This window comes from Psychrobacter aquimaris (assembly GCF_016107525.1).
GTDB lineage: Bacteria > Pseudomonadota > Gammaproteobacteria > Pseudomonadales > Moraxellaceae > Psychrobacter > Psychrobacter aquimaris.
This window is the reverse complement of the sequence record NZ_JABASR010000006.1, coordinates 82,343-103,687: the sequence shown is the minus strand read 5'-3', so window position 1 is coordinate 103,687 and position 21,345 is coordinate 82,343. Positions and strand designations below refer to the sequence as shown.

Genomic DNA, 21,345 nt, shown 5'->3' with positions numbered 1-21,345 from the left:
GCCATTTGCGCCTTTTTATGGCTTTTATTAAAAAATAGGTCAAAAATAAAACGGGTATTGGGTCAATAAAAACCTTTACGCTGTATTTATAATGATTTTATTTTCACACTACAGCTCAAATCTAACTCATAGATTACGAACTAAATAGGCAGGACAGGGCGCCTTTCTAATCCACTTTGCCAAACGCGCTTTATCAGATATCACACTTGCATCCAAAGGCAAAAATACTGTGCTACCTGAGCCCGTCATCCGTGCTGTACCCAGTGCTTGCGCCTCTAATCCTTTCAAGTAATCTAAAGCCTCTGCAACAGCGGGGGCGAGGCTGGTGACTACTGGGGTAAAGACATTTTGATAAGGCGTGTTTAAATATTGTACATAATCATTGGACTGGTTTTTGATGGTTTTAATCGATAGCGCGGCGATATCTCGTTGTAGTTTCGGATGCGCGAAAAGCTGGGTAGTATTCACATGGGCATCAGGCGTCAGTATTAAATACTGCTGCTCTGGCAAATCCATAGTCGTTAACTCCTCACCAATACCCATCGCAATCGCATCCTGACCAAAGATGAAGATTGGCACATCTGCGCCAATAGTGGCAGCAATTTTTATCAGCTCATCTTGAGTCAATTTTAGCTGCCAAATCTCGTTAAGTGCAAGTAAAGTCGTCGCAGCATTGGATGAGCCGCCACCCAAGCCTGCACCCATCGGCAAATGCTTATCTAAAGCGATATGCACTTGTGCTAACTGCTCAGGTAGAGTGTTTGACTGTATGGCAGACGCTAACAATGCACGCGCTGCTTTAAAGATTAGGTTGTCCTCTATATCAGCAGTTATAGTCTCTGCACCAGCCAATACTAGAAGTTGATGACAGAGTTTGGTAGCATCTAATCTGTTATCTGTAGTAGGAATAGCGGCATCATCCACAATCGAAAAATGCAAATAATCGCCCCAATCAAGCAGACGAAATACCGTTTGCAAATTGTGGTAGCCGTCAGCACGTTTCCCAGTAATGTGCAAAAATAGATTGATTTTTGCAGGGGACAAACGCGTGATAGTAGAGTCAGATGCTTCGGCTATATTTTTAATCATGTTTTTTAATCATAAGGTACAGTCATAAATGGCTATGGTAATGAGCAATACTGGTTAATTTTTTAGTGGTGATGGACTAGTGATTGATCGTCATCACAACTTTATTGCCTTGTGGCTGTACGGCACTGATTTTACTGGGTAACTTGTCAGTTCCTTTGTAAGCGAAACTGGCACTCCAGTCACCATTAACTGAGCTGATTAAACGATTCTGATCGTCGAGCTGTGGTGCGCTATCGGAAGGCGCTGGGCGACCAGATATCCAATAGGGCATTTGTGAAATAGGTGCTTGCCAACCTGTGGCTTTTTTGAGCAAAGTTTCAGGATCATCAGCAGTTAAGGTGCCTGTTTTTTCGCTGACTAAAGTGGCGGTTTGACCATTGTATTCGATGTTGGTTTTACCAATACCGAGCGCACCGATTAGCTCAATGGCAAAGCGATCATTCTGCTGTCCCCATGCATAGAATGCACTACCACCTTGAGTGCCTGTGGTGTCATTGGCAGGCATTGTCACACCAATTTTTCCAGTGATATTGAAGCTCTCAAGCTTTTGCGGCTGCTCAGCGTTTTGACCTTGTAAGGTCGCGCTGGGTTGGTTAGTAGCGTTGGCTGTTTTTAGTGATTGACAACCAGACGTGATGACGAGCGCGGTTGTCACGGCAGCGAATAGCGCCAATTTATTAGGCTTATTAGCATTGACCAATACTGACATGATGTTTCCTCAAAAATAGACAAATTTACGAAATCATTGTTTCGAAAAAAGGTTAGCTTAATGGTTGTATGTTACTCAGTTATGCGTGGCTGTTAGCATCTTATGAGTGCCTTGTAAGCATAGCACCTAACAGTTTATCCACTATAAAACGGCGGGTCAGTAGAGTTGTATACGGTCGCTGATGTTGTGCTGTCCAAATGAGAAGCGCTGCTGCAAGTCTGCGAGTAATGCCTCGACTTTTTCATTGTTACCTAAACCCTGATAAGCGCGCAGTAGCAAAGTACCAGAGCGTAAGGTAGGAAACACGTCGTAAGGGGTTTGTAGGTAGTCGATGACTTGTTGATAGCTTTCATTGGCCAATGCATTGCCAGCCAGCACATTCAGCGCTTGCAGATGCAGTTCATTATCATAACGTGGGTCATCATAGTGAATCTGAATGATGGCGGTGGCCAATGCCAATCCTTGTGCAGAGCTACGTTCATTGGCTAGCAATAGTTGCGCATAACTGAGCTGGTAGGATAAGTTGTTAGGATCTAATGCCTGTAAATGGTTGAGTAATGTGCGCTTAACGATATAGTCGTTTTTGTCATCAAGGAGCTGGGCGCGTGCAAAAAGTAGCATTTCATTATCAGGATACTTGCGAGCAGCTTTGGTTAGTAGGCGCAGTGCTTCTTCGGTCTCATTTTGCTGCCATAAAATATCGGCTTGCATCACAAAGGTATCTGGCGCAAAGACGTTAAAGTCTTTACGCAGTTTTTCCAAAGTAGCAATCGCCGCATCTACATCGTCGTTAAGCAATTCAAAAGCCACTACTTTTCTACGGGCTTCTAATACCAAGTCTTCTTGCATGACACCATTGAGATAGTATTTGGCTTGGTCAAAGCGCTGCTGACGCTCGGCACTGATACCAAGGTAATAGTAAGCCTGATCAAGGTAAGCGGGGTTTTTTGCGAGCATATTGAGTAGCTCATCGGCACTGTCATATTCTTCGATATCCAAGCTCACCAATGCCGCCAGCAAAGTAATCTCGGCATCATCAGCGAAGCGATCATGGGCGTCTAGCAATAATTGCCACGCGTCTTGGCTTTGCTTTAAATCAAGCAAATAACGAATCTCGTATAGATAGAGACTTTTACTATCGGGATTACGCAGGCGTGCTTGGCTCACATAATTGACGACTGTTTCAGCCGTGACGATTTTGCGCAGTATGTCAGCCTTTAGCGTAATAAAAGGTTCATAGTCAGGCTGGCGTTCTAGCGCACGATTGATATGGACAATGGCAATCTCAGGCTCGTTAAATTGGTAAAGCAATCCTGCTTTCAATACGGATAATGAGGCATTTTGCTCGCTATCTAGTGGTTGCAAAGCGGCAAGCAATTCACGTTTGTCCTCATCATTGTTTGGATAGATACCGATAAGAATTTCGCTTAAGTCTGCTCGAGGGTCATAACGCAAAATACGATTCAAGGTCTCGCCAGCTAAGAGATAATCGTGTGCTCGCAGGGCCAAATGCGCCACATAAAACCAAGCAGGCACATGATCAGGATTTTGGTCTTGCCATGACTTGGCAAATTGTAATGATTTCTCCACCCTTTCAGTGCGTAAAGAAAGGCTGAGCGCTCTTTCAAATACGGCGGTTGCATCGTCTTTAAACGCTTGCTGTTTATAGATAGTAATCGCTCGTTGTTTATCACCGCGATCTGCTGCAAATTCTGCATCCAACAGAGCATACAAGCTGGGCTCTTTGAGTTCAGGTTGCCATAAGGTGGTTGGTGCTAATCCATTAATATTGGCGACATTTTCTACTGGCTGTGCGTTTGTAGGAGCAGTTGCCTGTATCGTTGAGCTGTTATCATTAATGCCGTCGCTACTGACTGCCTTGTCATTCTTATCAGCAACGGATATTTTGGGTACGTGGGCTTCTATTGAGATATCAGGATGACTGGCGTGAACGGAAGATGATCCTAAGCATAAGCAAAAGGCCAACGACAAGGTTAGCTTATAACGCTGGCACAGACGTTCGATAACCGCATGCAATAGCGCGCGCAGATTAGATTGGTCGTCATGTGCAAGTTGTGATCGAAATAATGACCCAAAAAAAATCATAGATAACCGTATTCGCCCATTGTTTATCTATATCGATAAGACAATTTTATTTTAATAATTTCATACTAGGGCCTGTTCTCACTTTTATCTCCATTTTTAAAATGAGGACACACCCTAAGTATTGGTAACGAGTACCCATGCCTGACATTATAAAAGCAGATCGATGGGATAAACAATAGTGCCCGTGTTACTCCATCATGAGTAGCAGCCACTCTACCAAATCCTTTCTAACAAAATAGGATTGGCTGATAACCTGTATCAATGAAGTCTTTCATTGGTTATGAATCGCCGCCTAAATATTGTGAAAATATAACAAGTTAACGTCAAGTAAGCGAATGATTTATGTCTATTTCTATGAGCAATCGCTAAAACACAGATATTGGTTTTAACAATCGTATCGGTAGTTGATTTGTTACTCATGTGCCCAGATACAAGCAAATAGCTATCATCGATGGCTGAGTGTTAATTAAAGCTGGCAATAATGATATAATGATCGGCTTTTAGGGTCTTCCTTTCAGCGCTGTCGTCTACAACTGTCTTTCAAGAATAATGAGATAGCGTGGCTGGCAGGTGAGCGTCATGTTTATGGTCTATCAATAATGAGATTAGTGGTCATTGGGGTCAATCACAAAACTGCACCAGTCGCTCTGAGAGAGCGCTTGGCGCTTGTAGGTGACGATGTGAATGTCGCTCTCAAACAATTAGAGGCCTTTACTGATGGCAGTGTGATTGTTTCTACTTGCAATCGTACAGAGATTTATGCGCTCGTCCCGCAGCTAGTAGAGCCGCAAGATATTTCCTCTGTGTCTACTCATGGCGCGGTCGGTGCTCAGACATCTTCGGCGGCCATTAGTGCTCATATCTTAAAAATTAAAGCGTGGCTTGCTGACTTTAAGCAGTTGTCACTGTCTGAGGTCGATCCCTATCTTTATGTGCACCGCGACACTCACGCTCTGACCCATTGGCTTAGAGTTGCTGCAGGGCTTGACTCTATGATATTGGGTGAGCCGCAGATACTCGGTCAAATTAAGCGCTCAGTACAGCTCGCGCAAGAACAAAAAGCTTTGAGTAATCAGCTTGGCTGGATTGTCGATCAAGTATTTGCTGCTGCCAAACGCGTACGTAACGAGACTAAGGTTGGTGCACAAGCGGTATCGCTCAGCTATGCGGCCGCCAAATTGGTGACGCAAATATTTGATGATTTGCCCAGTCGTACTTTGTTGGTTGTTGCGGCAGGTGAGATGAACCGTTTGGTCGCCACCCACATTGCTGGGCTTGGCGTCGGTCGCGTGATTATTTGCAACCGTAATCCTGAACGCGCTGAAGCGCTGGCAGTGGAGCTGCGCCGCGCAGGTCACTTGGTAGAAGTCAGACCTCTGCAAGAGTTACCACAAGTTTTGGCAGAAGCCGACATCGTTAGTAGCTGTAGCGGTAGTATGGATGTGTTGATCGATAAAACCATGACTTTGCGCGCGCTGAAACAACGTCGTTATCAGCCCATGTTGATGATTGACTTAGCAGTACCGCGCGATATTGACTCGACCATTAGTCGTATCGATGATGTTTATCTTTACTCTGTCGATGATCTACAACACGTGATCGCTGGCAATATCGAACAGCGTAGGCAAGCGGCAGTCGATGCGGAACTGCTCGTTAGCCAATTGGTCGTTGAGATGGATCGCAGCTTTCAAGTGCGCCAAGTCGGTAAAGACATTCAGCAGTATCGCGAGCGTACTCATGACCAAGTAGATAAACTCCTGCATGAGTCCATCGCCAAGCTACAACAGGACAATGCCAGTCCTGAAGATATTATCGTCGAGCTGTCACGCCGCCTGACGCAGACGCTAACCCACGCACCATCAAAGCTCATGCGCAAGGCTGCCCGTGAAGGGGATAGTGAGCTGCTAGAGTTTGTGGTATCTGGGCTGCAAGATGCTCATCGTGGACGTCGATAGCCGTTATTTAATGATCAAAAAAACGTATGTGGCGCAAACGTTATTATTGCGCAAACATATCGTTGTCAACCTGCATTATCAGTGCTAATATCAAGCTGTTATGAGTATATTAAGCGACGATAATCTTTTGTTATACGCGAGCGGTTATTCTCTAAAAACCCTAGTGTATATGTTCTCGCTTGATGCCTATTCATCTCATCAGTTGTTAGCGACCATTATTAGCCTACCACCGCGTAGCCCCTATAATGGCGCACCTGTTCTGTACGACTTTGTCTAAAATCAATAAAAACATTGCGTGCAAAACACAATCACCAACGGCAATAGCGCTAGGATAAAGTGCTATATCGTCAACCCTGCGTCATGCTCTCGACTATTACCCAATATTAATACTCAGTTAATACTACCTATAGTAGTATCTAGCTGCTATGCAATCTAACGACTATGCTATTAATCAGCAATGCTATTTGACAGCCATGTTATTTAACAAAAACGTTATTTAACAAAAACGTTATTTAACAACCATGTTATCTAATAGAAGCATTATTTGGCTAAGTTGGCGAACAGTAGGTGTCTAGATTGGTTAGCGGTATTAAGGCAGGTTGGTTTAAGAGAGTATCTGGATTTTGCTATAGCCAATGCTTGAGAAAAATTAAACTATCTAACTATAAACTAGGAGCTTCCTATGACTGCATTACGTCAAGATATTGATCCAAACGGCTTATTAGAATACTCAGTGGTCTATACTGACCGCGCCTTAAACCACATGTCAAAAGTCTTTCAACAAGTGATGAATGACCTATCTAGCGACCTAAAATCTGTGTATAACGCCGAAGCGGTGGTGATTGTACCCGGTGCTGGTACTTATGGAATGGAAGCCGTTGCGCGCCAATTGGCCAATGATGAAGATTGCCTTATTATCCGTAACGGTTGGTTTAGCTATCGTTGGACGCAAATTTTAGAAAAAGGTAAAATCGCCAAGTCGTCTACGGTATTGACGGCACATCGTGAAGATGGCGAGTCACCAAAACCATTTGCACCCGTTGATATCGATGAAGCCGTTGCTAAAATTAAAGCAGAGAAACCAGCAGTAGTTTTTGCGCCGCACGTCGAAACCTCATCGGGTATTATTTTATCATCAGACTATATCAAAGCGCTAAGCGCGGCTGTACATAGCGTTGGCGGTTTATTGGTCATTGATTGTATCGCTTCAGGTTGTGTGTGGTTGGATATGAAAGATTTGGGTATTGATGTCCTCATCAGCGCCCCGCAAAAAGGTTGGAGCAGCACTCCGTGTGCAGGCTTAGTAATGCTAAGCGCTGCGGCAATCGAAAAAGTAGACAATACAGAATCGGATAGCTTTAGCTTAGACTTAAAGCAGTGGTTAAATGTCATGCGCGCCTATGAAAATGGCGGTCACGCATATCATGCCACCATGCCAACCGATAGTTTGTGTCAGTTCCGCGATACTATTAATGAGGCCAAAAAAATCGGCTTTGATACATTGTGTGATGCGCAGTGGCAATTGGGCAACCGTATTCGTGAAGTATTAGCCGCTAAAGGCATTGAAAGCGTCGCGGCGAAAGGTTTTGAAGCGCCAGGCGTCGTGGTTGCTTACACTGAGCGTGATGATATGCATAAAGGCAGTGCTTTTGCCGAAACAGGCATGCAAATTGCTGCTGGTGTACCGCTAAAAGTTGGTGAGCCGGATAACTTTAAAACGTTCCGCTTAGGTCTATTTGGTCTGGATAAATTGACCGATGTAGACGGTGCAGTACAACGTTTTGAAAGCGCACTTGATAAAGTATTGGCTAAATAATATCTTTAATTCATAAGATGTTTTTTAAATAAAAAGAATACTGAGCCTATGTAACGAGGGTTCAGTATTTTTTTACCTATTTATTATATTTTATAATATAATGTATTTATATAAAATGAAATTCAAAACTGTTTTGATAAAAATTGGCTTAGGTAAATATTATGAGTATACAAATAGATTGGCAGACCTTTACGCCAATTTCCTTGGTAGGCGGGCTGATGCTAGGCGTTGCGACGGTTATCTTGCTATTGGGCATTGGTCGTATCGCGGGTATTAGTGGTATTTTCTCAAGTCTTCTTAAACCCAAGCGCGTCGAGATGTGGCAGGTGTTATTTATATTTGGTCTCGTTATTTCACCATTACTTTATGGTCTGGTAAAACCGTTGCCCGATATAGAGATTAGTAGCTCTTTGCCACTGCTCATTGGGGCAGGATTACTGGTTGGTTTTGGGACACGTTTGGGTTCAGGTTGCACCAGTGGACATGGTATCTGCGGTAATGCGCGACTTTCACCACGTTCGATGGCGGCGACAGTGACCTTTATGTTGTTTGGTATTGTGACCGTTTATCTTGGTCGTCATGTCTTGGGTTTGATTTAAAAATCACATAGACAGTACGTTGCGAAGATAGCGATGAATATTGTTTATATCGGATGGTTATAACAGCTTGGATTAACACATTAGGTGCGAGAAAAAACATGCTAAAAAATATAATTGGATTACTGGCAGGGTTATTATTTGGTTTTGGACTGCTGATATCAGGCATGACCGATCCTGTTAAAGTACAGGGCTTTTTGGACGTCTTTGGTGCATGGGATATTTCTTTAGCACTGGTGATGGGCGGCGGTCTAATGGTGGCGATAGTCGGTGTACAATTGGCTAAGCGTCAACAGACCAGCTGGATTGGGTCGTTAATTGAGATGCCAACCAAAACCACCATTAATAAAAAACTGCTGATTGGCGCGATGCTGTTCGGTATCGGCTGGGGTTTGGTCGGTATTTGTCCAGGACCCGGTATCGTGCTGCTCGGCACAGGACAATGGCAGGCCTATGTCTTTATCCCAGCAATGATAGTGGGGATGTTGGTATATCAATGGCTAGAGCCAAAGCTTAATTAATATTGGCTTGGTTTTTTTAGCTCAATAAAATGGTCAGCCTAATTCAGTTAGGCTGACCATTTTTTATCAATTTTCATCAATGATGTTTCATTAATATTAACGATACTTCCGTATTATTAATATTAATGATAAAAGCTTACTTAGCGCTTGCTGTTACTTTTGGCGTTTCGTGTGCTAATGACTTGGCTGCTTGACGCAGCTCAAATTTCTGAACTTTACCAGTGCTGGTCTTTGGGATTTCAGCAAAGACAATATATTTGGGTACTTTAAAACCCGCTAAATGCTGCTTGCAATGCTCCATCACATTGTCACGCTGTAAGGTGCTGCCTTCATGAATCTCGATAAATGCCACCGGTACTTCGCCCCATTTATCATGCGGCGCGGCAACGACAGCACAGCTCTGGACTTCTGGCATTTTATATAAGATGTTTTCGACTTCGATGCTTGAGATGTTTTCGCCACCTGAGATGATGATATCTTTAAGCCTGTCCATGATTTTGATATAGCCGTCAGGATATTTAACACCCAAATCACCGGTGCGGAACCAACCATCAGCAAAGGCTTCTTCGGTGGCTTTACGGCTTTTTAGATAACCTTTCATCACCATATTGCCGCGCAGTGCCAGTTCACCCATTTCTTCGCCATCAGCGGCAACCGGCTCAGTGGTACCTTGTTTAAACAGCTCAAACCCAGTCATTAAGTGTGACGTTACGCCCTGACGTGATTTCTTTTGCGCACGAGCAGCGACATCCAGCTCATCCCATTCTTGCTGCTCAGCGCAGACGGTGACCGGACCATAGACTTCGGTAAGACCGTAAACGTGCGAGATATGAAAACCCATTGCTTCCATGGCGGCGAGCATGGTTTCAGACGGCGGCGCACCAGCGACCCAGCCTTTTACTTCATGATTGATGGCGTCTTTATATTCAGCTTTGCCGCCAGCAATCATATTGTGCACCACCGGTGCTGAGCAATAATGACTGACTTTATACTTGGTAATCAGCTGCAAAATCAAATCAGCGTCAATCTTGCGCAAGCAGACGTTGACGCCCGCGCGCTCAGCAATCGTCCAAGGAAAGCACCAACCATTACAATGAAATAATGGCAGTGTCCATAGATACATAGGGTGCTTGGGCATATCCCAATCTAAAATATTGGAGACGGCATTGAGCGTCGCACCTCGATGATGATAGACCACGCCTTTGGGTTTACCCGTCGTGCCAGAGGTATAGTTGAGCGCGATAGCATCCCATTCATCTGTTGGTTTTTCCCAATTATCCAAACTATCTGAGCTGGCGATTAATGCCTCGTAGCTCATTTGCCCAAAACGTTCAATATCGAGCGCTGCATCTGTCGCATGAATCACGATTAGATTTGGAAAGGTTTCATCGATAATTTCAGCATGTTCAGCAAACTCGCTGTCTAGAATCAACACTTTGGCTTCTGAGTGTTGCAGACAAAAGGTCAGGGCGTTGATATCGAGGCGGGTGTTAAGTGTACAAAGCACACCGCCTGACATGGGCACCCCAAAAGCGCATTCGATCATGGCTGGAGTGTTTGGCATCATGACTGCAACTGTGTCATTTTTATCAATGCCTAATTTACGTAGACCATCCGCCAATTGCCGACAACGCGTGTAGGTCTGTTGCCACGTTTGCGTCAGATTATTATGTGTTAAATCGTCATAGATAATGGCAGTCTTATCAGGATAAACTTGCGCGCTACGGATAATAAAGTCGATAGGGGTAAGTGGTTGATGGTTGGCAGCATTTTTGCCAAGACCGGTATGGAAGTCTGTCATAGGGATAGTCCTTTATCTTGCTTTTATAATTCGGTGAATACGCTACAAACCTGCTATAAAGTTGGCTTCGCTATTTATCACTGTTTGATAAGCCGTTAATATTTTTGCTGATCTTCCTTGTAGCAACCCGCCGATAGATGACTCACGGTAAATATTTGTTCGTCCATTATAGACAATGCTCTGTGAAAAGCGAGTATGTTTTTAGCGCTTTCTGATATTGGACCACACGAGCAATCAGCCGAATGCACATAGTGTTCACTCATCAGTCGCTTGTCTGCATAGCTGATGATAATAGCGGTGTGTTACGATACCAGTGATGTTAAGTCCTATAGCCTAACTATTTCTAAAGAGCCTAATTTTTAAAAATCTTAACTTTTAAAAAGCCCAGCCAGCTTTAACAAGCGTTTCCACAAACCATTCATAAGGAAAATGATATGTCCGCCAGCCGTACTGCCAATGCCATTGAGACTGCCAGCACCAACGAACACTATCCGCATTTATTTGAGCCATTAGACTTGGGCTTTACGACGCTTAAAAACCGCATGGTGATGGGCTCAATGCACACGGGGCTTGAAGACCGTTTTTATAACTATGGTAAGCTGGCAGCGTATTTTTCTGAACGTGCCAAAGGCGGCGTGGCGATGATGATTACGGGCGGTATTTCGCCCAATCGCGAAGGGTGGTTACTCCCTGCTGGTGGCACTATGAATACCAAAGCTGACGTAATAAACCATCAGCGTGTGACCCGTGCGGCGCATAAATATGACAGCAAAATCATCATGCAAATCTTGCACAGTGGTCGTTACGGCTATCATCCATTTGTCGTCTCATCCAGTCCGATTAAGTCACCAATCTCACCATTTAAGCCGCGTAAGATGAGCATTAAAAACATCGAGCAAACGGTCAAAGATTATGCCCGTTCGGCCAAACTTGCCAAGCAAGCTGGTTATGATGGTGTGGAGGTCATGGGTTCAGAAGGCTATTTGCTCAATCAGTTTTTATCGCGTCATGTGAATCAACGTACCGACGAATACGGCGGTGATATTCAAGGTCGTATGAAGCTGGCGGTCGATGTCGTCAAAGCCGTACGCGAAGCTGCTGGTGAAGATTTTATTATTTTATTCCGCTTGTCAGTGATCGATTTGGTCAAAGACGGCAATGTGATGGATGAAGTAATTACCGTTGCCAAAGCGCTAGAAGAAGCTGGCGTGACCATCATGAATACCGGTATCGGCTGGCATGAAGCGCGTGTACCGACGATTGTCACCAGCGTACCGCGTGCCGCTTTCGTTGATTTCACTGCTGAAATTAAAAAGCATATCAATATCCCGATGATGGCAGCCAACCGTATCAATATGCCAGAAACGGCAGAAGAAATCGTGGCTAGTGGTCAGGCTGATATGATTCAAATGGCGCGTCCATTTTTAGCCGATGCCCATTGGGTCAATAAAGCTAAAAATGGTCAAGCCGATCGCATCAATACCTGTATCGCCTGTAACCAAGCCTGTCTTGACCATACCTTTGAAAATAAACGCTCGACTTGTCTGGTCAATCCACAAGCGTGTTATGAGACAGAATTGGTTTATAAGAAAACCAAAAAACCTAAAAAAGTTGCCGTCATCGGTGGCGGTGTCGCTGGCATGTCAGCCGCTCATGTCGCCGCACTACGTGGTCATGACGTCACGTTATTTGAAGCAAAAGACATCTTGGGCGGACAGTTTAATTACGCCAAAGTCATCCCTGGTAAAGAAGAATTTTTTGAAACCATTCGCTACTATATTAATGAGCTTGAGCACTTAGGCGTTGAGATTAAACTCAATACCAAAGTCGAGAAAGCCATGCTCGAGAAAGCCAAATTCCATCACGTTATCGTCGCTACAGGCGTTGTACCTAGAAGCTTAGCTGGCAAACTTGAAGGGGCGGATTTGCCACAAGTAATGAGCTATGCTGAATTACTCTCTGGCGAGAAATCTGTCGGTGATACTGTCGCGGTCATTGGTGCTGGTGGTATCGGTTTTGATGTTAGTGAATATCTGACTGCCAAGCATGGTCAGCCATTAGATGAGCTAGGCCCTGAATTACTAAAAGACCCAAGCTATCGTCCAAAAGCGCAATCTATCGAAGAGTGGCGTGAAGAGTGGGGCGTGACAAATGATACTAACTATCAAACTGATGGTGGACTGATTAAGCCTGAAGCCATCAAACCTATCCGCCAAGTGTACTTGATGCAGCGTAGCAAAGGTCGCTTGGGTAGTGGTCTCAATAAAACTTCGGGCTGGGTACATCGTGCCCATGTCAAATCACACGGCGTCATCCAAGTATCAGGTGCTCAGTACGATAAGATCACCAATGAAGGTATTTGGATCACCAATAACCAAGGTCAAAGCCAGTTGCTACGTGTCGATAGCGTCGTTGTCTGTGCGGGTCAAGAGTCAGTGGTTGAGCTGATGCCAAACGTCGGTGATGCACCAGATGCGCAATACCATCTAATTGGTGGTGCAAAACTTGCTGCTGAGTTGGATGCCAAACGTGCGATTCGTGATGGAGCAGAGGTTGCGGCGGGGATTTAGGAAACACAAAAAAATAATTTACCCTATGCTTTATAAATGTGTAAATCAAAAAGGCGTATAATATTTATGGAAAAGCTTAAAGAAATGATTAATTCTTTCAGTGAGTCTATGACAATTCTGAATCAGCGTGGATACGAAAAACAAAGTTTAACACTGTTCTTCACTTACTTAGATCAGCTGGGCTGGCTAACATCATCAACGGAGTTTTCAGATGGTTCAGACTTTCGTAATTGGATAGATACTTACTTACTGTGATCTAACAGCTGTAAGTTTTACTTCTATTGATCTTTGGAATGCTAGATGTGCTCATTTACATATGGGTGCTGCTGAACATAAACACTTCAATAGCAATAAGCATTTTAGATTAGCATTTTATCAAAATATAAGTCTTTCAGACAAAGAGATTTCAATTGAAGAAAAAAATTACCCGAAACCAACTAAATTAGTTGATACATTTGCCTTATATAATTGTGTTAACAATGGGATAGATAACTTTCTTCAAGCTATAGAGCTTGATGCTACGCTAAAGTCATCTGTATTAGGTAAATGTGAAAAAATGAATGATTTATATATTCTAAATAAATAAGCGTTGATTTAGCAAGTGTAGGATGGGTTAGAAAGGTGCAACCCATCTTACCAGTGCATTTAAGAGTATTCCTAACCTTCCATCTCAGAAGCCAACCATTCCCCAAAATCCTCAATCTGCTCCGCCAGTTCAGCATGAGCCTTACCTAATTCAGCAAGCTTGGCATTAATCTCATGTTTGTCATATTTAATGCCCGTCAATGTGTCTTTTAATAGGTCAATTAATTCAACGTTTAGCGCATCAGAGAAGATAACCACATCGCGTATCACTGCTTGCTTCACATCAAGGTGCAAATCAATAATGCCCCAATCAAATCGTGTCTCAATGTGATGGGTAAATTCAGGCGTCTTACCAAAGCGCCAATTCCAGTCCGCCATTTGCTCATAGTATTTATTTAATGATGGCTCTTTTGCGAGCGTCGCTTCATCCAATTCTTCTACTGGCGTAGTGTCGCCATAATCTTTGTCGCGATAGTATTCACAAAACGCTTCGATAATCGCCTCAGATAACGTCTCGTGATCGATGTCCCTATTAAACTCAACCAAGTTGGCAACGCGCGCGCGTACAGATTTAATGCCTTTGGCTTTTAGTTTAAGTGGATGCGGGTTGAGATACTCACCGAGCTTTTGCATGTTGGCATTGACCAATAACGTCCCGTGATGAAAGCTGCGATCCGCTGCATGTTTAAAAGCGCTGCCTGATATTTTCTTATCACCGACTTGCATGTCGTTACGCCCAGATAAATCTGCCTCTATGCCCAATTTTTTTAGCGCATTGATGATGATGGTGAAGTTCGCGTCTTGGTCGTAGTCATCTTTGGGCGATAAAAAGGTAAAGTTGGTATTGCCTAAATCATGAAACACCGCGCCACCGCCGCTCTGCCGCCGCGCAAGGTACACCGCGTCTGCTTCCATCTTATCGATTTTGCATTCTACCCATGGGTTTTGCGAGCGCCCAATGACCACGGTCTCGCTATTGCGCCATAAAAATAGCGTGTGCGAGTCTGGGTCGAGCGTATTAAATATCCAATCCTCGGTCGCAAGGTTAAACCAAGGGTTGGTCACGGCAGATTTTAAAATGCGCAGTTTCATTATTTATCCTTTTTCTCGAATGGTTTTTCTAGATTGAGTATTATAAATAGATACTGGTATTGTTGCTGATGCGAGATTTGAATTCAATGGGTGTGGTAGGGAAGATGCTTTTAGGGTTTGAATATTGGGGGTAGAGCGGGGTATTTTGATTATATTTTGGAGAAGGTAATTTGTAGTTTTTTGGAGGAATGGATAGTTGTTGGAGCTTATCCTGCTATCCGCTTGTATCTAACTTGTCGATGGCGTGCGGACTAGTTTGTCCGGTGGCGTTCCAACATCCGAGCGACCACCCCCAGCCATAGTCCGCAACGCCATCGCCGGCGTTAGGATACCGCTACTATCAGGGCTAAACCTCTCCCCAGTTTAACCATTGATAGTATGAATTAGAACTTAATGAGATTTGAAGTTTGGTGTAGCGAGTGCGTAACCCACCGAGTAATCGTTGACTGCATTATTCTCTTAGAATGAAGATTAAGGATACTGCCAGCGAAAAATTAGCAACTATAGTTAATTTCGAGCTTAACTTGTGACTTTTTCAAGAGGCATAGTCTTCAATTCTATTTTTTTGCATTCAAAAACTATTTCTGTATCACCTAATAAAAATAGTGAATGTATGATATTGCTATCAGGCGTTACGTCTACTTCATGTACCATTATGGTGATTGGTAATATACAACAATTGATATTAATATTTACAATATCAGAATAGATAATTTCTATTAAATTTCTGCCTTGTCTTTGCTCGATCTTCAACGAAATTCTATCATTTTCTAAATCATAATAAATCGTCTTGATTATGCCTTTATTAAGCGTCTTCTCTCTATTATCTATTCCGTTTAAATCACTTGATAAAATCGGGCTTAAATCCTCCCTACGTTTAAGTATCTTAGGAACTACTTCATCATAGTAGTACGTAAAATCCCAAGTATGTTCTCCATAAGAATTTACAAAGTGTTTGATATATTTCATTATAACTATCCTTACATCATATACTTTGGTGGTAATCCAACTATATCTCTAAATTTAGGATCGTCAACTGGTTGTCCACACAATTTGAGCGTGCATAGGTTAGGTTAGGTTAGAGATAGCGTAACTAACTATTTAACCAATGTTTGAAAACATTTATATAAAACCAAATTCTAAAACCTCAATGCTCTACCCAAAACCTTCTCTTAAAGTAGTCGCCATATTACGCTAAATCCTGTGATAAACACGTACGGATTAACGCCAGCGCTACTGGGGATTAATGCACCATCTTGCACGTATATATTTTTGTGCCCTTTGACGCGTCCAAACTCATCAGCCGTTCCACTCTGTTAGATTTATTCCTTAACTTGACCAAATAAGAAATTTCCCTTACTATCTTGTTTCAATGTACTAGAACGTAAATACATAAAAATATTTTTATCATCAAACATGCTACATAATTCGGAAAAAATGCCAATACTAATCCTCATTTTACAATAATAAGGCTTAACTATGACAACGCAAAATACCAACAATGGCTACGGTTTACATCAATCAATATTACCGAATAGTGATGGCTTATACGGAGAGTTCGGTGGCAAGATTGGTCATCCTGAGCTTGCCAAAGCCATGGCAGAAATCGAAGTAGGCTTTCGTGAAATCATTAAAAATGACGATTTTATCGCTGAGATGAAACGCTTGCGTGAGACCTATGTTGGTCGCCCAAGTCCTATTTATCATGCACAGCGTTTGACGGAGCATTGCGGCGGCGCGCAGATTTATTTTAAACGTGAAGATTTAAACCATACGGGCGCGCATAAGATTAATCACTGTTTGGGTGAAGTGTTATTAGCTAAGAAATTAGGCAAAACCAAAGTGATTGCTGAAACAGGCGCGGGGCAACATGGCGTGGCGTTGGCAACAGCAGCGGCGTTGATGGGATTAGAATGTGAGATTCACATGGGTGTGGTCGATATTAAAAAGGAGCATCCAAACGTCAGCCGTATGAAGATTTTGGGTGCCAATATTGTTCCTGTATCGCGCGGCGCTGGTACGCTAAAAGAAGCGGTCGATAGCGCCTTTGAGACCTATCTTAATGAGCTAGATACCAGCATGTTTGCGATTGGATCGGCGCTAGGACCCGCGCCCTATCCTGAAATGGTCAGCTATTTTCAGTCAGTGGTCGGACATGAAGCACGGGCGCAGTTCTTAGCGACAACGGGTAAGCTGCCTAATAAGGTCGTCGCTTGTATTGGCGGCGGCTCTAATGCTATCGGTATGTTCAGTGGATTTTTTGATGATGCAGATGTAGAAAAAATCGGCGTGGAACCAGCTGGTGAAGGTTTGGACACCCCCAATCATGCAGCGACGATGTCACTGGGCGTGAAAGGCGAGATTCATGGTTTTAAATGCTACGTGCTGCTCGATGAAAAAGGTGAGCCAGCTCCCGTACATTCGATTGCATCAGGACTTGATTATCCGGGGGTTGGACCTCAGCATTCGCATCTGCGAGATTTAAAACTGGCCACTTATGAGTCGGCGACTGATGCAGAATGTTTAGAAGCCTTTATGGCATTATCGCGCCTTGAGGGTATTATTCCTGCCTTAGAGTCGGCACATGCCATCGCCTATGCGATGAGAATCGCCAAAGATATGTCAGCGGATGAGACGATTTTGGTCAATTTGTCAGGGCGAGGCGATAAAGACATTGATTTTATTTTGGATAAAGTTAATTTGTAGAAGAAATTGGCTATAAATACAAAAAATACAACACCCATTGAGCGATTAAAAAGTTATCATCGAGGTTTTTTTTATCACACGATACTTTTTACGACTCAGCCTTTTATAAATGCGCTTTTATGATGAATTTTTGATAATGAGAAGTTCATAAACAGCCATTTTATAAGTCAGGAGCAGTCGTCTAACGCTTGATAGGATTCACTCATGTCTAACCGCGACCTCATTATTTTTATGACACTGTCCTTTATGTGGTCGCTGTCTTTTATTTTTTATCGTATTGGTGTGCCTGAATTTGGCTCGTTGGCTTTTGCGAGCCTGCGTGTGGTCTTGGCTGGGCTGACCATGCTGATTTTTGTTTTAATCAGCCCAAAAAACAGAGAGGGCATACGGGATAATTGGAAAGTGTTGACGCTGGTTGGATTATTTTCTGCGGCTATTCCTTTTATCCTGTTTGCTTTTTCAGCGCGCTCGGTAAACGCTGGAGTATTGGCGGTGCTCAATGCGTCTGTGCCAATGATGAGCGGTTTCATCGCCAGCACCTTTTTTAAAGACAGACTGTCAAGAAAGCAAATTCTCGGTTTAGTCATCGGTGTTATCGGTGTGATTATTTTGATGAGTGAAAATTTATTTGGCGGTAGCGGTCAGGGTGCTGAGTCAAGTTCAGGGTTGCTACCAATGGGCTATGCGTTACTGGCCTGTGTCGGTTATGCCGTCGGTGCCAATATCACTAGAAACTACTTATACAATGTCTCACCAGTCGCTATTACCGCAGGTTCGCTTATCATTGCCAGTATTATCATGCTGCCGATAGCGGTCTACGAATTCCCGTATGGCAAAAGCATTAGCCTTACTGCTTGGGTTTCTGTCATTTGTATTGGCGTATTTTCAACCGCCATTGCTCTGATTTTTATGAATCAATTGATAAAAAGCATTGGCCCTATGCGCGCCACCAGTATTACCTTGGTGATTCCGATTTTTGCCATTATTTTTGGTTATCTGCTGCTTGGTGAAGCGTTGGACACACCAGCGATTATTGGCTCGATGGTGATATTATTTGGTACGTATCTATCTTTAGAGTTGTCTATTAAAAAGATGCTCAAGTCATAAAGGTCTTTGATTGATTCATCGTTCAGGCGGATAGGTGATGAGTAGATTTTTGACTGAGAGGTTATGAGTACAAGTTATTTGTAATTAATAATATTCTGCTATTTATGTTTTTCAATGGAGAAGGTTACTGCCAAATCCAATGCCAATAGTTTAGATTAACTTTATTAAATGTATCTGTTTGTAAATTATACTTGAATATAAGCAGCTATTCCTCATTAAGAAAATGGCTGGTTAATGTAGTGTTTCACTTATTTCTAGTTAAGCTATTAGCGAAGCAACGATGCATTCTATTGACCCAATAACTTAGAAGGTTTTCAGAGTTTGATCAAATTACTTAAGAGTAATAAGTATCATAATAATGAATACCAACTCATAAAAACAAACAAAGTAAGGCTTTTTATGGCACACGATAATTTATTTGAACCCGTAAAAATGGGTACGCAGACCTTAAAAAACCGTATCATTATGGCGCCGCTGACCCGTGTTCGTTCAATTGAACCGGGTGATGTACCAACTCCATTTGCGGGGGAGTATTATTCACAGCGCGCGGGCGCTGGATTAATCATTACTGAAGCGACGCAGGTTTCTTTTCAGGCGAAAGGTTACGCGGGCGCGCCGGGTATCCATACCCAAGAGCAAATCACTGCGTGGAAAACTATCGTTGATAATGTCCATGCCAAAGGCGGCAAAATTGTGGTACAAATCTGGCATACCGGTCTGGTGTCGCACAAAAGCGTACAACCGGATGGTAAAGCCCCCATTTCTGCTTCTGATGTTGATGTTGGTATTCGTACCTCACTTCGCGATAGCGACAATCAAGCCATTCGTGTAGACGCCACGCCGCCACGTCCAGCGACACTTGATGAGATTAAGCAAGTCATCGCTGATTTTGCTCAGGCCACTAAAAATGCTAAAGAAGCAGGTTTTGATGGGGTAGAGATTCATGGTGCACACGGTTATCTATTGCATCAGTTTTGGGTTGAGCAAACCAACCAGCGTGATGATGAGTATGGCGGTAGCCGTGAGAATCGTGCGCGTTTAACACTTGATGTGATCGATGCTTGTGTTGATGCGTGGGATGCTGATCATGTTGGTATTCGTATCTCGCCGCTAGGTACTTTCAACAATGTAGAAGCAGGCTACAACGAAGACGAAAACATTTGGCTGATTGAGCAGATCAACAAGCGTGGTGTGATGTATTTACATCTGTCAGAGCCGGATTGGGCAGGTGGCACCCCTTATAGCGATGCATTTCGTCAGCGTGTCCGTGATGCCTTTGATAATATGATCATCGCTGCTGGTGGGTATACTGCTGGAAAAGCAGAGAAAAATATCAAAGCAGGCTACATCGATGCCGTCGCTTTCGGCCGTGACTATATTGCCAATCCTGATTTGGCTGAGCGTATCCGCACAGGGGCGATGCTCAATGAGCAGCACCCAGAGTCTTTTTATGGTGGTGGTATTGAAGGCTATACGGATTATCCATTTCTTAACCAAGCGTAATGGATGATCAGTTGCCCTTATGATGAGCTAACTTTAAGGCGTGTCAAATATACCCTTGTCAGCTCATACATAAGCGCATAATAAAAAGCCACCTGACGAAGACCGTCAGGTGGCTTTTTTAATGCCTGAATTTCAACTACTTAATAAAATTGCCCGTTTGGTAATCCCGAAACGTTTGGCGAAGCTCTTCTTGAGTGTTCATTACAAAGGGTCCATAACCTGCGACTGGCTCGCCGATAGGTTCTCCACTGAGTAGTAAGAGTTTGACAGGTGCTTGCTCACCGTTTTCGGTAGCAGGATAAAGCAGTTCAATAGTATCAGCAGCCGGTTTTTGCTCAGCTTGCATATCAGTACGGTGCTGAGTTGGCGCATCAAATTGAATCAAATTACCGGCACTAACTGACGTACCATTGACCAGTAATTCACCTTCTTGTATCAGCAGTAGCGTATTGTGAGTATTGGGTACTTTTAGCGTCGTCGCGCCCGCAGTATGCAGCTCGATATCCCATAAGTTAATCGGGGTAAAAGTATTTGCCGCGCCTGTTATTTCTTGCCAAGTACCAGCAATGATAGCCGCCTTACCAATCGTCGTTTGGTGGTCAAGATTGTGGCTGTCGATCAACTCAACGATAGGCATGTCTACCCGTTTGATGCTTTGATAGTTTGGGTCGGTCAGTTTGTGCGTACTTGGCAAGTTAACCCACAGTTGCACCATACTAAAGACGCCGCCGCGCTGACCGAAAGCCTCCGAATGAAACTCTTCGTGCATGATGCCACGACCTGCGGTCATCCACTGCACATCGCCTTCTTGAATAGTCCCTTGTCCGCCTACTGAATCGGCATGACTGATTTCACCTTCGTAGGCGATAGTGACGGTTTCAAAGCCTTTGTGTGGATGCTGTCCGATCCCATGAGGCTGTGTTTTATAATTAGGGTTCGGGTCAAAGGTCGTTGGTGTGCCGTAATCAAACAATAAAAACGGGTCGGTATGGCTATAGTTAAAATCAGGGCTATCATCAAGGTGATTGATTAAGGTTTTTACATAAAAGCCGTCACCTACCCAATGCGGTGCTTTATCACCATGAATATTCTTGATTGGACGCATTTGTTACCTCATAAGACAAAACATATTTTTGTAATAAAAAATTTCTGTTAAGTTATTCTACATTTATAGCTATCTATATTGTGT

At 43.4% G+C, this 21,345-nt stretch carries 18 protein-coding genes; 10 read left to right on the top strand and 8 right to left on the bottom strand.

What is annotated here, in order from left to right; translation table 11 throughout:
* Window positions 1-126 precede the first annotated feature (126 nt).
* From ispE to JFC10_RS07005, 3 genes are all read right to left on the bottom strand, one after another.
* A complete protein-coding gene (ispE, locus tag JFC10_RS07015) occupies window positions 127-1,089 on the bottom strand; it encodes a 4-(cytidine 5'-diphospho)-2-C-methyl-D-erythritol kinase (protein WP_198332255.1) in 963 nt (320 codons plus the stop codon).
* Window positions 1,090-1,165: 76 nt separating this feature from the next.
* Window positions 1,166-1,798 (bottom strand): lipoprotein insertase outer membrane protein LolB, encoded by a 633-nt coding sequence (gene lolB / locus JFC10_RS07010; RefSeq protein WP_193011409.1) that lies wholly within the window; start codon window positions 1,796-1,798, stop codon window positions 1,166-1,168.
* A gap of 156 nt (window positions 1,799-1,954) precedes the next feature.
* Window positions 1,955-3,904 (bottom strand): tetratricopeptide repeat protein, encoded by a 1,950-nt coding sequence (locus tag JFC10_RS07005; protein WP_198332254.1) that lies wholly within the window; start codon window positions 3,902-3,904, stop codon window positions 1,955-1,957.
* 599 nt (window positions 3,905-4,503) lie between these two features.
* Here JFC10_RS07005 and hemA point away from each other — a divergent pair.
* The 4 genes from hemA to JFC10_RS06985 all read left to right on the top strand — a co-directional run bounded on the left by hemA (window position 4,504) and on the right by JFC10_RS06985 (window position 8,792).
* Complete coding sequence (gene hemA, locus JFC10_RS07000; protein ID WP_198332253.1) at window positions 4,504-5,859, top strand: glutamyl-tRNA reductase; 1,356 nt, start codon at window positions 4,504-4,506, stop codon at window positions 5,857-5,859.
* A 682-nt stretch (window positions 5,860-6,541) separates the two neighbouring features.
* On the top strand, window positions 6,542-7,675 hold the full coding sequence (locus tag JFC10_RS06995) for an aminotransferase class V-fold PLP-dependent enzyme (protein WP_198332252.1): 1,134 nt from the start codon (window positions 6,542-6,544) through the stop codon (window positions 7,673-7,675).
* A 161-nt stretch (window positions 7,676-7,836) separates the two neighbouring features.
* The gene (locus JFC10_RS06990) at window positions 7,837-8,274 is read left to right on the top strand and encodes a YeeE/YedE family protein (protein ID WP_198332251.1); all 438 of its coding nucleotides are present in this window, start codon (window positions 7,837-7,839) and stop codon (window positions 8,272-8,274) included.
* A 98-nt stretch (window positions 8,275-8,372) separates the two neighbouring features.
* A complete protein-coding gene (locus JFC10_RS06985; protein WP_193012662.1) occupies window positions 8,373-8,792 on the top strand; it encodes a DUF6691 family protein in 420 nt (139 codons plus the stop codon).
* A 136-nt stretch (window positions 8,793-8,928) separates the two neighbouring features.
* Here JFC10_RS06985 and JFC10_RS06980 read toward each other — a convergent pair whose 3' ends face one another.
* Complete coding sequence (locus tag JFC10_RS06980; RefSeq protein ID WP_198332250.1) at window positions 8,929-10,593, bottom strand: AMP-binding protein; 1,665 nt, start codon at window positions 10,591-10,593, stop codon at window positions 8,929-8,931.
* A 434-nt stretch (window positions 10,594-11,027) separates the two neighbouring features.
* Here JFC10_RS06980 and JFC10_RS06975 point away from each other — a divergent pair, with 434 nt between their 5' ends.
* The 3 genes from JFC10_RS06975 to JFC10_RS06965 all read left to right on the top strand — a co-directional run bounded on the left by JFC10_RS06975 (window position 11,028) and on the right by JFC10_RS06965 (window position 13,749).
* The gene (locus JFC10_RS06975) at window positions 11,028-13,163 is read left to right on the top strand and encodes an NADPH-dependent 2,4-dienoyl-CoA reductase (RefSeq protein WP_198332249.1); all 2,136 of its coding nucleotides are present in this window, start codon (window positions 11,028-11,030) and stop codon (window positions 13,161-13,163) included.
* A 108-nt stretch (window positions 13,164-13,271) separates the two neighbouring features.
* Window positions 13,272-13,418 carry a hypothetical protein gene (locus tag JFC10_RS06970; protein ID WP_198332248.1) on the top strand — a complete coding sequence of 49 codons (147 nt, stop codon included), beginning with the start codon at window positions 13,272-13,274 and terminating at the stop codon, window positions 13,416-13,418.
* A 61-nt stretch (window positions 13,419-13,479) separates the two neighbouring features.
* Window positions 13,480-13,749, top strand: coding sequence for a hypothetical protein (locus tag JFC10_RS06965; RefSeq protein ID WP_198332247.1), 270 nt, complete (start codon window positions 13,480-13,482; stop codon window positions 13,747-13,749).
* A 71-nt stretch (window positions 13,750-13,820) separates the two neighbouring features.
* Here JFC10_RS06965 and JFC10_RS06960 read toward each other — a convergent pair whose 3' ends face one another.
* The 3 genes from JFC10_RS06960 to JFC10_RS14995 all read right to left on the bottom strand — a co-directional run bounded on the left by JFC10_RS06960 (window position 13,821) and on the right by JFC10_RS14995 (window position 16,102).
* The gene (locus tag JFC10_RS06960) at window positions 13,821-14,840 is read right to left on the bottom strand and encodes a lipoate--protein ligase (protein ID WP_198332246.1); all 1,020 of its coding nucleotides are present in this window, start codon (window positions 14,838-14,840) and stop codon (window positions 13,821-13,823) included.
* A 519-nt stretch (window positions 14,841-15,359) separates the two neighbouring features.
* A complete protein-coding gene (locus tag JFC10_RS06955; RefSeq protein ID WP_198332245.1) occupies window positions 15,360-15,809 on the bottom strand; it encodes a hypothetical protein in 450 nt (149 codons plus the stop codon).
* A gap of 203 nt (window positions 15,810-16,012) precedes the next feature.
* On the bottom strand, window positions 16,013-16,102 hold the full coding sequence (locus JFC10_RS14995) for a hypothetical protein (protein WP_320157971.1): 90 nt from the start codon (window positions 16,100-16,102) through the stop codon (window positions 16,013-16,015).
* Window positions 16,103-16,319: 217 nt separating this feature from the next.
* Here JFC10_RS14995 and trpB point away from each other — a divergent pair, with 217 nt between their 5' ends.
* The 3 genes from trpB to nemA all read left to right on the top strand — a co-directional run bounded on the left by trpB (window position 16,320) and on the right by nemA (window position 20,156).
* Window positions 16,320-17,546 carry a tryptophan synthase subunit beta gene (gene trpB / locus JFC10_RS06945; RefSeq protein ID WP_198332244.1) on the top strand — a complete coding sequence of 409 codons (1,227 nt, stop codon included), beginning with the start codon at window positions 16,320-16,322 and terminating at the stop codon, window positions 17,544-17,546.
* A gap of 204 nt (window positions 17,547-17,750) precedes the next feature.
* Entirely contained in the window at window positions 17,751-18,653 is a 903-nt protein-coding gene (locus JFC10_RS06940; protein ID WP_198332243.1) for a DMT family transporter, read from the top strand.
* Between the two features lie 399 nt (window positions 18,654-19,052).
* Window positions 19,053-20,156 (top strand): alkene reductase, encoded by a 1,104-nt coding sequence (nemA, locus tag JFC10_RS06935; protein WP_198332242.1) that lies wholly within the window; start codon window positions 19,053-19,055, stop codon window positions 20,154-20,156.
* A 136-nt stretch (window positions 20,157-20,292) separates the two neighbouring features.
* On the opposite strand, the gene JFC10_RS06930 is transcribed toward nemA, so the two are convergent.
* Window positions 20,293-21,261, bottom strand: a complete 969-nt coding sequence (locus JFC10_RS06930; RefSeq protein WP_198332241.1) for a pirin family protein — start codon at window positions 21,259-21,261, stop codon at window positions 20,293-20,295.
* Window positions 21,262-21,345 lie beyond the last annotated feature (84 nt).